The organism is Halalkalibacter sp. HAAS-P013, assembly GCF_056619925.1.
Genome location: NZ_JBWQTU010000011.1, coordinates 132365 through 145568, shown reverse-complemented (window position 1 = coordinate 145568; position 13204 = coordinate 132365). Strand labels below are relative to the sequence as shown.

Below are 13204 nucleotides of genomic sequence, written 5' to 3'. Positions count from 1 at the left end.
TAAGTGGTTTTTGAAAGTGGTCTAGTACAAATATCGGCAATTTGCCGTTGGAGATTTTCTCCGTGAGCTCGGAATAAAAAAATAAACATACCTTTACGGCACGCATGACAAGTAACCGTATATCATGATTTTTTAATCAGATATACGGTTACTTCTATTTAGCAGTCACTTCTGTTTAGAACATTTTGGTTCAGTTGAAGCTATGTCATTTACCAAATGAATTTATTTATTATTGAAAAACTTCCATAAAATATGTTGAAATCGCCTTCATTTAATGTATAATAATTTTATAAGGTAATGACCTTTGGTTAAACATCATTATCTATAGGTGGGTGGTGTTAATTTGGGTGAGGTAATATCAAAAGGAGTTTTGGAAGTATAGAACAGTGTTAAATTCTGAACTCAATGTAAATTATCAACAATTCTGGTGGGGAATTAAAGTGCAAGATTCAGGGACCAAATATTTCGTCTCTGTTGGTTCTCTTTAAGAAACTGAGTTTAAAAGAATAAAATGTAATTTGGAGAATGGAAGTACAGATTGGTTATTGTTGTAGAGATAGAATAATTATTCTTCCAAGAGTAACCAATCGAGGAGGTAGAGATATGCGCAAAAAAATATTGATTGGTCAAGCGGGGGGGCCGACAGCGGTAATAAATGCCTCACTTGCTGCTTTTGTTGAGGAACTCTCCCACCTTCATCACATATCTTACATCGTTAATGGGTACGAAGGGTTAGCGAATAATAACATCGTTAATGGGACAAATGCGCTTCATGGTCAAATCATTCAACATAGGAAAATTCCAGGAGCATGCTTAGGATCAGGTAGGTATCCTTCTGATGAAACAGTAATAAAAAAGTCTCTTAAAACTATAATGGATCTTAACGTGGATGTTCTTGTGATGATAGGTGGAAATGGGACGATGGCGGCTCTTGCTCAAATTGAACAATTAGCGCGAGAAAGTAAGCATAAGCTTCAAGCCATAGGGATACCTAAAACTGTAGATAATGACTTAGGTGGAACAGATCATGCTCCTGGGTTTGCGAGTGCAGCATCATATGTTGCCCAATCTTGTGTAGATAACAGCCGTGATTTAATGGCCATGAATAATTTTGAGCAAGTAAGAATAATAGAAACAATGGGACGAAACTCAGGCTGGCTTGCTGCCGCGTCTGGATTTTTTACACATCATGTGTCAGAAGGACCACATTATATCGGTTTACCTGAAAAATCTTTCGACTTAGAAGAGTTTCTTGGGGTGGTTAAATCATCAATCGATAAATATGGTTATTGTTTAGCAGTTGTAAGTGAAGGGGTTAGGCTACCTAACGGACTGAGTAGATCAAAAGAAGTGAATGGTCGAGAAGTGTTAGGAGGTGTAGCTGAAACACTTAAGTGTATTATTGAAGAGGAAATGGGTGTAAATGTTCGAGCTGAAACTCTTGGAATAAATCAACGCTGTTTATCTCTTAGTAGCTCTAGTATTGACTTTCAAGAAGCCGAACAATGTGGTGCCTTTGCTGCAAAGCTTCTTCAGAACAATATATCTGGAGTTATGGTAAGCTTTAATAGAGGAGAAGATTCACTAAACCATATGAATTTAATAGATGTCCCACTTAGAGACGTCATTGCTGCAGGTGAGAGAAAGCTCCCAGATGAGTTTATTAAGGACCTGCCTAAATATTACAAGTGGTTAAGCCCTTTGATAGCAAAGAATCATATGGTCTATCCTACACCAATAATTAAGGGTGATGTTTATGCAGAAACATAAGTTTGAGCCTAATAAAGATAGTGCGCTTTACTTGCAGATCAAAGACATTTTAATTGAACGTATTCGAAGTGGGGTATGGAAAGAGCATGTGCTAATTCCAACGGAGAAGGAATTGATGGATGAATTTAACGTCAGTCGTACAACAATTAGAGAAGCGATATCAATTCTTGTCCAAACTGGACTACTAGAAAAAAAGCAGGGAAAAGGAACGATTGTAAAACCCCAAAAATTAGCTGGTAATTTAGGTAGACTGAAAGGTTTTGCAGAAGAAGTGATAGAAATGGGGCAAGTAATTTTTTCGAAATTATTGCGTGCGGAGTTCCGAAGTGACCTCTATCATGAACAATCTATGCTGAATGTAGGAGATGAGGAAATCTTACTCATTGAACGAATTCGCTTTGCTGATTCAGTTCCAGTTGCTTTAGAGAGAACTTGTTGGCCAAAAGAAATTGGTGAAATCTTAATGAAGTATGATCTTAATGAAGCAAGATACTACGACATTTTAGAAAAACATAATTACTATCTTAATGAAGCTTCAGAGAGCATTACAGCGATTAATGCTACGATTATAGAGGCCGATCTGCTATCGAGTCGACCTGGAGAAGCCATGTTACAGATGACTAGATTGAGTTACGGACTAAACAAAAAGCCTATTGAATATACAATAACTAAATATAGAAGTGACCAATATCAATATGATATTCAGTTAAAAAGATAAATTTTAGGGGGAATTTTGATGGGATTTATTAGTGGTAAAGTAATGTTAGAGCATGCGTATGAAAACCAATATGGTGTTGGGGCTTTTAGTGCTCATAACGCCGAAACAATTATGGCAATTATCGAAGCGGCAGAAGAAATGAATGCGCCAATTATGATTCAAGTTGGCCAGAAGGTCATTCAAACGATAGGTATGGAACCCATGAAACAATTAATAGACTATTACGCGGGAGAGGTTCAAGTTCCGGTTGCCATTCACTTAGATCACAGTCGATCTTTAGAACAAACATCCCGAGCGATTCAACTAGGTTTCCAATCAGTGATGTTTGATGGTTCAGCCCTTGAGTTTGATGAGAATTCAAGAATTATGAGGATTGTTAGCGAAACTGCAAAATCTCTTGGTATAGGTTCTGAAGGGGAAATTGGAAAGATTGGTGGAACCGAAGATGATATTACAGTTGACGAAAAAGATGCCCTTATCACAAGTGTCGAAGAAGCAGTGTCATTTGTAGAGGCTACAGATGTTGATTATTTAGCTATTTCAATTGGAACAGCGCATGGTATTTATAAGGCAACACCTAACCTTCGTTTGGATCGACTTGATGAGATTTCAAAAGCAGTTCGACGCCCAATCGTACTTCACGGTGGTTCTGATGTACCCGATGAGCAAGTTCAGCGTGCTATAGAACTTGGCGTTGCGAAAATTAATGTAGACACAGAACTTCGTCAAGCATTTACAAGAGGTGTTCAAGAGTACTGGGCAGAAAATCCAGAAGGAATTGTCGTTGCTGATTCCCTTGGTGCAGGGAAGAATAAGATGAAAGAAAAAGTAAAAGAAAAGATTCGTGTGTTTGGTAGTGAAGGTAAAGCTAATAGTTTTTCTGAAAGTAAAAACATCGTGATGTTATGATGTATTGTTATAATCTTTTGGGTGGCTCTATATAACAATGTTAGGTCGGACTTCTATCCTTGTGCGTGAAGAGATCTAAGAGACAACTAGAGTTTACTATTACAAAATTCTGTAGTGAAAAATAAAACTATACTATCGAACTTATGAGATAGAATAAATTTGAGGAGTGAGAATATGGCAATAACAGTCGCTGGGAAACAATATGGATTATATATTAACGGGAAATGGGAAAAAACGATTGAAACGATGGAAGTTTTAAATAAATATAACCAAGAATCAATCGCTAGCATTTCAGTAGCGGAAAAAGATCACATTGATAAAGCCGTACAAGGTGCTAAAGGTGCATTGAAAATTTCATTTTCACCATATGAAAGATATGAAGTATTAATGAAAGCAGCAAATTTATTATTAGAACGTCGTGAAGAATTTGCGCAGGTACTAGCTTTAGAAGTAGGAAAACCAATTCGTGAATCTCGAGGAGAAATCGAACGCGCAGCTCAAACATTGGTTATTTCAGCTGAAGAAGCTAAGAGAATTCATGGAGAAGGGGTTCCAGTAGAATCCGCACCGGGTTCTGAAAACAGAATGGCTTTTACCATTCGTGTACCAGTTGGAGTTATTGCTGCGATTACACCGTTTAATGTTCCGGTAAATTTGGTTTGTCATAAAATTGGACCTGCATTAGCAGCAGGGAATAGCGTTATATTAAAACCGGCTGAAGTAACGCCAATTTGTGCCCTAATGTTAGCAAATTTAATGGAAGAGGCAGGCTTACCAAAAGGGCGTTTACAAGTATTAACAGGAGAAGGTGCTCAGATAGGAGAATGGCTGTTAGAAAACAAGGATGTAAATATGTTCACTTTTACTGGAAGCCCTCGTGTAGGTGAATACCTTCGTTCAAAAGCTGGGTTACGAAAAGTGGCATTAGAATTAGGAAATAACTCTGCGACAATCGTACACAATGATGCGAATTTAGAACAAGCAGCATCATTAATTGCTCAAAAAAGCTTTAATAATGCCGGTCAAGTTTGTATTTCTGTACAACGTGTATATGTTCAAGAAGATATTCTTGAACAATTTATTGGACTATTAAAGAAAAACACTGAAAAACTTGTAGTAGGTGATCCTTCAGACGAATCAACAGATATTGGACCTATGATCCGTATTAGTGAAGCTGAGCGTGTTGAAAGTTGGGTAAACGAAGCTGTTGAACAAGGAGCTACTATTGCTTTAGGTGGAAAACGTAATGGAGCGCTTTATGAGCCTACTATTCTTGTTAATGTAAATGATAATATGAAAGTCTGTCGTCAAGAAGTATTTGGTCCAGTGGTTTCAGTAGCAACGTATAAGGAAACCGATGAAGTTATTGCTAAGGTAAACGATTCAGACTATGGGTTACAAGCAGGTCTATTTACGAATAATTTACAATTTGCAATGAAAGCAGCACGTGAAACAGAAGTAGGAGGATTAATTGTAAACGATGCTTCTGCTTACCGTGTAGACCACATGCCATATGGTGGAGTGAAAAACAGTGGGAATGGTAAGGAAGGTCCTAGGTATGCGATTGAGGAAATGACAGAAGAACGAATTATTGTAATGAATTTATAAAAAATGTTATTAAAAAGATATTTTTAGAATGAAGGTGGATAAGTGAATTTCTTCCTTTATCTTATACCGATTTTTGGTATATTTACTCTCGGTTTTTTGGGTCAAAAAAAATTTGGGTTCGATACTAAGTCAATTTCAGCAATGGCTCTATACTTAATGTCTCCTGTACTAGTATTTCGGACCTTTTATACAACAGAATTTGATTTGACTTATTTATATATGACATTATACACATTTGTACTTTGTTTTGCTTTAATAGTGGTTGTATATATTATTGCGTTTTTTCGTAAATACTGCGTTAAAGAAACATGTGGGATGATTTTAGCATCTTCATTTATGAATAATGGAAATTACGGTACTCCAGTAGTGCTATTGTTGTTTGGAGCAGCTGGTCTTGATTATGCAATTATTCTAATGGTCATTCAACAGATTGTTATGTGTACAGTAGGTGTATATTATGCAGCGAAAGGTAGCGATGAAGGAGATGGTATTCGGTCTGCAATTAGGGCAGTGCAACGAATGCCGATGATTTATGGAGGAATCTTAGGATTCATACTTCAAGCGCTAAACGTTAGAATGAGTCATTCTCTAACCCAAGCAGTCGACATGATTGCCAATGCAGCAATTCCTACTGTAATGCTTGTATTAGGAATGCAGTTAGCCAAAATTTCAGTTGAAAAACTTGAGAGAGAAAAAGTTTCTCTCTCACTTATTACTAAATTAGCCATTTCGCCAATTATTGCATATTTCATTACATTATTTTTACCTGTCGATGAAATGGTAAAGCAAATAATGATCATCATGGCTGCTATGCCTACAGCAGCCAATACTACGATGTATGCTTTACAGTTCAATACAGAACCAGATTTTGTCTCTAGTGCAACACTGGTGAGTACAACGTTAAGTTTAGCTACTTTACCTATCATTTTTTTCATCGTTTTATAGTTATAGAACTTATTTTGGTATTTTAAGAGTCTCATTAATGAAATTAGTTAATGAGACTTTTTTTCATTGTTAAAAGTGGAGTGGAAAAGATCTAGTTTGATCAACAGCAGGTATTTCCAGCATTCAGAGTAAAAATGGGAAATATAGTAAAGAGTAATTATCAATATGGCGTTTTATTAGACAGTTAATCTGTTTTAACAGATACAGCATTTGCCTTTTTACCAGCACTGATCTGTTGGTCGGTATTTAGGAAATTTGGTGGGCCTAGTAACTCGGCTATTTAGAGTGAGCTCAATTGATTGACCATTTTATTTTTATTAAATACTTGCAAGAAAACACCTTTGATACTATATAAAAGGTGTTTTCTGCAATGTATTGTACTTATTTGTTAGAAGAAAAGGGGCTGTCCCAAAAGTCCGGAACAGAGGTGGCAATGGCTCCATTCGCTACGCGCCGTGAGTGTGTAACCCACTCCTCTCAAGGCTATTAAAAGATGTAGCGATTCCGCTCATTGCTTCGGGGGTGTCTCAAGGTCAAAAATAGACCTTTTGAGACACTTCCTTTTAGCAGTTATTTATAGTTTAAATGAACTCTTCAATGAAACAATTAAGTTAAACACAAGGTTATCTTTGGTTGTTTCCTTTGGATCGACATTAAAGTACCCATGTCTAAAAAATTGAAACTTATCTTGTGCAGAAACATCCTTCATGTTTGGCTCAACAAATCCTTTTAATATTTCTAAAGAGTTAGGATTAACTTGATCTAGGAATGTTTTTTCTGTTTCCTCTTCTAACTCTTCTGGGTCATCAGTGGAAAGTAATGGTTCATATAACCGGAACTCAGCTGGTACAGCTTGTGTTGCGTCCACCCAGTGTAAGGTTCCTTTTACTTTACGACCAGTGAAACCTGTACCGCTCTTCGTTTCCGGATCATACGTACAATGGATTTCTACGACATTACCGTCTTCATCTTTAATGACATCTTCACATTTGATGAAGTAAGCATGTTTTAGGCGAACCTCGTTACCAGGGAAGAGACGGAAGTATTTCTTTGGTGGATTTTCCATGAAATCCTCTTGTTCAATATAAATTTCTCTTGAGAATGGAATTTGCCTTGTGCCCATTTCTGGATTCTCAGGGTTGATTTCCGCATCAAGCATTTCTACTTGGCCCTCTGGATAGTTTGTAATCACTACTTTTAATGGACGAAGGATCCCCATTGTACGAGGTGCTTTCATTTTTAAATCTTCTCGTACAAAGTAGTCCAACATTTGAGAGTCTACATGACCAGACCCTTTTGATACACCTGTTTCACGTACAAACGTACGGACGGCCTCTGGTGTGTATCCTCTTCTTCGTAAACCTGAAATCGTTGGCATGCGTGGATCATCCCATCCATCAACAAACCCTTCATCGACTAGCTGTTTTAACTTACGCTTACTCATAACAGCATTTGTGATGTTTAAACGACCGAACTCAATTTGTTGTGGTGTGTTCTCCATTTCACATTCTTCTACAATCCAGTTATAAAGTGGCCGTTGGTCTTCAAATTCCGTTGTACAAATAGAATGGGTGACATCCTCAATGGCATCCTCTAATGGATGTGCAAATGCATACATCGGATAAATACACCATTGGTCTCCCGTGTTATGATGTGCTGCGTGAGAGATCCGGTAAATAACTGGATCACGTAAGTTAATATTAGGAGAACTCATATCAATCTTTGCTCGTAATACTTTTTCACCGTTTCCAAACTCACCTTTACGCATACGTTCGAATAAGTCTAAGTTTTCCTCAATAGAACGATCGCGATAAGGGCTATCCTTACCTGGCTCTGTTAACGTACCACGGTATTCTCGGATTTCCTCTGGGGATAAATCGTCGACATATGCTTTTCTCTTCTTTATAAGAAGGACAGCTCTTTCGTACATTTCTTGAAAATAATCAGAAGCAAAGAATAATCCATCCCAATCATAGCCAAGCCATGTAACATCCTCTTTAATTGCATGAACATACTCTGAGTCTTCCTTCAACGGGTTGGTATCATCAAAGCGTAAGTTCGTTTTTCCATTGAATTCATCTGCTAAATCAAAGTTAATAACGATCGATTTGGCATGGCCGATATGTAAGTATCCATTAGGTTCTGGTGGAAAACGAGTAATCACATGGTTTCGCTTACCTGAATCTAAGTCTTCTTTTATGATATTTCTAATAAAGTTAGAAGAATTATGTTCCATATTTATCACCCTTTCGTGTAAGTATTGTGTATTATATTTTTTCCATAATACACATGTAATAGACAATATTGTATCACAAGTCATTGTTTGAACAAACGATCGTTTATTAGAGCTTGTTTAATGGGGGAGTTAAGCAGGTAAGACAAATAAAACATGAAATTTAATGGAGTGACCTATGGAGTTCTTTAGCTGAGAGGAAAAGGACCTGAAAGAAGTTAGCAGGAGAATTCGTGTAGTTATCGAGAAGTAAAAGGACATAAAATACGGAAACAGTGGATTTTGTGTCCTTTACTAAGGGAAATAGAACATAAAAAGCAGTTAAAGTGATCTGACTATATTGTCACGAAAATTGGCAAGTCTTTCATCTTTGATAAAGATTATATCCGATAACGCCGACTTCGTTTATACTAGAATAGTAGAAATGAATATTGGAAAAGAGGTATTTGAATGATGTTGTTTCTAATGTTCTGTGTGATCGCTTACGTTATTGGTTCAATTCCAACTGGAAAAATAGTAGCTAAACTTAATGGCATAGACATTCAAGCAGTAGGTACAAAAAATATAGGCGCAAGCAATGTCTATTTAAATTTAGGCAAGAAAATGGCTTTCTTAGTCTTAATTGGTGACGTGAGTAAAGCGTTCTTGATGGTTGCGTTTGCTGCACAATTTTTTAATGGTGGTCAAACGATGGTCATTGCTTTATGTGTCATTATTGGAAATCTGAAATCTATCTTTTTAAATTTCACGGGCGGCAAAGGCATTGCTACTAGCTTAGGAATCTTTTTAGCGACAGAACCGGTGGCTTTGCTTTTTATTGGCGTACTTTGGTTACTAGGATTAGCGTTTAAAAAGTACATCTTATTAACGGGAGTTGCTGCGATTCTGGTTGTTCCGTACCAATATATAGGCTATGAGGAAAAAATGGCAGTTGTCTCAGCTTTTCTAATTGTCTTGTTTATGCTTTTAAAACATAATGAAAACATGAAATGGGCTCGAGGGAGTAAAGCGTGAATATAGATGCTTGAAAAAGGGAGACAATAGAATAGGAACGTTACGGGTATTTGAAGGAGATAATAAATGAATAATTACAAGTTAACCGTCCAATATGATGGAGCTAGGTATAAAGGCTGGCAGCGTCTTGGTAATACGGAAAATACGATACAAGGAAAAATCGAAAATGTCTTATCTGAAATGGTAGGGAGAAACATCGAAATTATTGGTTCTAGTAGAACAGATGCAGGTGTACATGCACTCGCTCAAGTAGCAAATGTTAAGCTAATTGAAAAGATGGCAGAATCTGAAATCCAAAATTATTTGAACCGCTATTTGCCGCAGGATATAAGTGTTACAGACGTTTCTTCTGTCCATGACCGTTTTCACGCTAGATACAATGCTAAGGATAAAACGTATTTGTATAAAATTTGGAATGAAAGCTATCCAAATCCTTTTATGCGAAAACATAGTTTGCATGTTGAAAAGAAGCTTGATGTAGAAAAAGTGAGGAAAGCAGCTCATTATTTTGTCGGTGAACATGATTTCACAGCTTTTTCTAATGCTAAGTCAAAGAAAAAATCGATGGTACGACATATTTATTCCATTACGATTGAGGAAGAGGCTGGGTTCATCAATATTAGAATTCGAGGGAACGGCTTTCTTTATAATATGGTTAGAAAAATGGTAGGAACGTTGATCCATGTTGGATTAGGCGAAGTGCAGCCTGAAGAGGTAAAAACGATTTTGGAGTCGAATGATCGGAGCTTAGCGGGCTTTGCTGATGCAAATGGGTTGTATTTAGAGAATATTGGGTATTAATTATGTATGAAGGAGAAATAAAGGAAAAACGGTGCAGCGCTTATATCTTCGCACCGTTTTTCTCTTTTGTAGACAGTCTTAGAAATCTCTCAAAATAGCATAGTTTTCGGCGCTAAGTATAAAACAAAGCAATAACGTACAAGTTATTAGTAGAAAAACGTAAAGGAGAGCATAGATGAGTAGGTTAATAGGCTTTCTAATCGGCGTATTATATACAGACTGGCTCTTTCATACAGACAATGTGAATGCTTTTGGCTTTGCGGCTACGACAACTGGAGAACGCATCGGTGCCTTGCTATTTGCCGGGGGAGTGACAGTTGTCTTTTATATTGTATGTGCAAAAATATTTTCGTCCTCTTTCTTTCATGGTGTAATAGCTGCCTCAGGATTTTTTGCTAGTTTTGATATTGTCGTTATTCATTGGATTTTCGAACTTCATCGATTGACACATGGACCAGAAGCTGACATTATTGAACCGATTTTAGTTGTCGTCGGGATAATTCTATTAGTATACGGTATAAAAAAAGAGAAGAAAGAGTATTCGGCAAGCTAGCTAGTAAAAGTCCGTAAGAACAACCTTAAGATCCAGGTCTTAAGGTTGTTTTCTATGCTCCGGTACGTAATTGTCAAAAATTCATCACTCTTCTGTAACGAAATTGTTCAATTTGTGATGTAGTTCACATACATTTTGCTTATACAATAACAATATCTTCACATTAGAGAAGAGGAGGAGAAAGATGGATTCAGTTGAATTTAGTCGATATTTAACGATGCTGACATTGTCTGTGCATGTTATTTTTGCCACACTCGGTGTCGGTGTTCCGATTATGATAACTATTGCTCATTGGCTAGGTTTAAAAAAGCAGGATGAGCATTATCTTTTATTAGCAAAACGTTGGGCTCGTGGTTATGTCATAACTGTTGCTGTAGGTGTCGTAACAGGGACAGCGATTGCTTTGCAATTAGCTCTATTATGGCCACGGTTTATGGAGTTTGCGGGGCAGCTTGTCGCGCTCCCACTATTTATGGAGACATTCGCGTTTTTCTTTGAAGCGATCTTCCTCGGGATTTATTTGTATACATGGGATCGATTCAAAAACCCGAAGCGTCATTTTTATTTACTAGCTCCAGTAGTATTAGGGTCGGCCATGTCGGCACTATTTATTACGTCAGTGAATGCTTTTATGAATACACCACAAGGGTTCACGTTAGTTGATGGACAATTAACTAATATTCAGCCGCTTGTTGCGATGTTTAATCCAGCGATGCCTACGAAAGTGGCACATGTGTTGACATCAGCGTATATGACAACAGCGTTTGTCTTAGCCTCTATTGCAGCGTATCACTTGTTGAAAGGAAACCGTCATGAGTATCACCGTAAAGCCTTAGCTTTAACGATGAAAGTTGCCCTTATCTTTTCCATAGCAACAGCACTTGTCGGTGATTTATCAGGGAAGTTTTTAGCTGAGTATCAGCCAGAAAAACTAGCTGCTGCTGAATGGCATTTTGAAACAGAGGGAGAGGCTCCTCTCGTTCTATACGGTGTATTAACAGAAACAAATGAAGTAAAATATGCGATTCGAATTCCGTATGCTCTCAGTATTCTTGTCCACAGTAATCCTTTTGGAGTCGTTACAGGGTTAAATGATATTCCCGAAGAATATCACCCGCCATTAGTCGTCCATTATTTCTTTGACATTATGGTGACGATTGGAATTTGGTTAACGGTATTATCACTGTTTTATTGGCTAGCTCTCTGGCGTGGATGGGCTGTTATTAAGACGCGTTTATTCCGCATCCTTCTTGTTGCATCCGGTCCTCTAGCGATGATTGCGATTGAAGCAGGCTGGTGGTTCACTGAAGTTGGACGTCAGCCTTGGATTATGCGTGGATTTATGACTACGGCAGAAGGAGCAACTGATTCGCCATATGTATGGGTAATGTTTATTGCGTTTGCGATTCTTTATATTATTCTTATGGTTGGTACAGCTGTTGTGTTAACACGGATGTTTAAAAAGAATCCAGTAGAGCGAGAACTCGAAAAGCTTACAGATGAACAAAGGAGTGTTGCGAAATGACAATTGAGGTGATAGGAATATCGGTATTATGGTTGTTCCTATTTGGCTATGTCATCGTAGCATCGATTGATTTCGGTGCTGGATTCTTTAATGCCTCGACGATCGTTACAAGGAAACATCATATTGTTAATACAGTCATCCAGCGATATTTATCGCCTGTTTGGGAAATTACGAATGTCTTTCTTGTATTCTTCTTTGTTGGGATGATAGGATTTTTCCCACAGACAGCTTATTACTTTGGTACAGTGCTTTTAATTCCGATAAGCATTTCGATCATTTTGCTTGCACTTCGTGGAAGTTATTATGCATTCGGAACATATGGGACAAAAGGACATGTCGGTTACACACTTATGTACGGAGTGACCGGTGTCCTAATCCCGGCATCACTTTCGACGGCATTAATTGTCTCACAAGGAGGATTCATTCGTGAAACGGCAACTGGACGAATTGAACTAGATTATATTGCCTTATTTACTAGTCCGTTTGCTTGGTCAATTGTTGTATTGAGCCTTGTAAGTGTGTTGTTTATTTCAGCTAGTTTCTTAGCTTACTATTCATCTGTTGCTCAGGATAAAAAGGCTTTGAAGCTATTTAAGAAGTACACATGGATTTGGAGCTTCCCGACGATTGTGACGGCTTTAGGGATTATTATTGAGATGAGATGGCATAACCCAGCTCACTTTGAAGGACTCGTTTCACTTTGGTGGCTTTTTGCTTTGTCGTTTATTTGTTTCTTGCTCAGTTTATGGCTCTTAAAGACGAGAAACTACGGATGGTCATTTATTTTCGTTGTGCTTCAGTTTGCGTTAGCCTTTTATGCTTATGGCGTATCAAGGTATCCGTATTTACTGTATCCACACTTAACGATCTATGATAGCTTTACAAACGAAACGATGGCATATGCGCTTATCACAGTGTTTATTTTAGGTTTGATGCTTTTAATACCGTCGCTCTATCTAGTGTTTAAATTGTTTATTATGAATAAGCCATATATTCAAAGTGGCAAATAAGGAGGAAGTAAAAAATGCACAACTTTTTGTTGTTTTACGCACCGCTTCTTGTTGCTGTGCTAGCCATGGTTATTTCCTTTTTCGTAGCAAATAAAAGCACGAAGTATGAGGACTAATC

At 37.5% G+C, this 13204-nt stretch carries 12 protein-coding genes; 11 read left to right on the top strand and 1 reads right to left on the bottom strand.

Annotation, left to right across the window (positions count from 1 at the left end):
• The first annotated feature begins 603 nt into the window (after window positions 1–603).
• From AC1FXP_RS15450 to AC1FXP_RS15430, 5 genes are all read left to right on the top strand, one after another.
• Window positions 604–1770 (top strand): diphosphate--fructose-6-phosphate 1-phosphotransferase, encoded by a 1167-nt coding sequence (locus AC1FXP_RS15450; protein WP_480062877.1) that lies wholly within the window; start codon window positions 604–606, stop codon window positions 1768–1770.
• Window positions 1757–2488: a GntR family transcriptional regulator gene (locus AC1FXP_RS15445; RefSeq protein WP_480062875.1), complete on the top strand. Its 732-nt coding sequence runs from the start codon at window positions 1757–1759 to the stop codon at window positions 2486–2488. The genes AC1FXP_RS15450 and AC1FXP_RS15445 overlap by 14 nt, the downstream gene beginning before the upstream one ends.
• An 18-nt stretch (window positions 2489–2506) precedes the next feature.
• The gene (locus AC1FXP_RS15440; RefSeq protein ID WP_480062873.1) at window positions 2507–3397 is read left to right on the top strand and encodes a class II fructose-bisphosphate aldolase; all 891 of its coding nucleotides are present in this window, start codon (window positions 2507–2509) and stop codon (window positions 3395–3397) included.
• A 174-nt stretch (window positions 3398–3571) separates the two neighbouring features.
• Window positions 3572–5005: an aldehyde dehydrogenase family protein gene (locus AC1FXP_RS15435; RefSeq protein ID WP_480062871.1), complete on the top strand. Its 1434-nt coding sequence runs from the start codon at window positions 3572–3574 to the stop codon at window positions 5003–5005.
• Between the two features lie 42 nt (window positions 5006–5047).
• Complete coding sequence (locus AC1FXP_RS15430; RefSeq protein ID WP_480062869.1) at window positions 5048–5950, top strand: AEC family transporter; 903 nt, start codon at window positions 5048–5050, stop codon at window positions 5948–5950.
• A 574-nt stretch (window positions 5951–6524) separates the two neighbouring features.
• Here AC1FXP_RS15430 and AC1FXP_RS15425 read toward each other — a convergent pair.
• The gene (locus tag AC1FXP_RS15425) at window positions 6525–8186 is read right to left on the bottom strand and encodes a glutamine--tRNA ligase/YqeY domain fusion protein (RefSeq protein WP_480062867.1); all 1662 of its coding nucleotides are present in this window, start codon (window positions 8184–8186) and stop codon (window positions 6525–6527) included.
• Window positions 8187–8633: 447 nt separating this feature from the next.
• Here AC1FXP_RS15425 and AC1FXP_RS15420 point away from each other — a divergent pair, with 447 nt between their 5' ends.
• The 6 genes from AC1FXP_RS15420 (at window position 8634) to cydS (ending at window position 13202) form a co-directional block, all read left to right on the top strand.
• The gene (locus AC1FXP_RS15420) at window positions 8634–9197 is read left to right on the top strand and encodes a glycerol-3-phosphate acyltransferase (RefSeq protein WP_480062865.1); all 564 of its coding nucleotides are present in this window, start codon (window positions 8634–8636) and stop codon (window positions 9195–9197) included.
• Window positions 9198–9263: 66 nt separating this feature from the next.
• Entirely contained in the window at window positions 9264–9998 is a 735-nt protein-coding gene (gene truA, locus AC1FXP_RS15415; protein WP_480062863.1) for a tRNA pseudouridine(38-40) synthase TruA, read from the top strand.
• Between the two features lie 175 nt (window positions 9999–10173).
• Window positions 10174–10551, top strand: a complete 378-nt coding sequence (locus tag AC1FXP_RS15410; protein WP_480062861.1) for a hypothetical protein — start codon at window positions 10174–10176, stop codon at window positions 10549–10551.
• 184 nt (window positions 10552–10735) lie between these two features.
• A complete protein-coding gene (locus AC1FXP_RS15405) occupies window positions 10736–12076 on the top strand; it encodes a cytochrome ubiquinol oxidase subunit I (protein ID WP_480062860.1) in 1341 nt (446 codons plus the stop codon).
• Window positions 12073–13086: a cytochrome d ubiquinol oxidase subunit II gene (locus AC1FXP_RS15400; protein WP_480062859.1), complete on the top strand. Its 1014-nt coding sequence runs from the start codon at window positions 12073–12075 to the stop codon at window positions 13084–13086. The genes AC1FXP_RS15405 and AC1FXP_RS15400 overlap by 4 nt, the downstream gene beginning before the upstream one ends.
• A 14-nt stretch (window positions 13087–13100) precedes the next feature.
• Entirely contained in the window at window positions 13101–13202 is a 102-nt protein-coding gene (gene cydS, locus AC1FXP_RS15395) for a cytochrome bd oxidase small subunit CydS family protein (protein ID WP_420842499.1), read from the top strand.
• Window positions 13203–13204 lie beyond the last annotated feature (2 nt).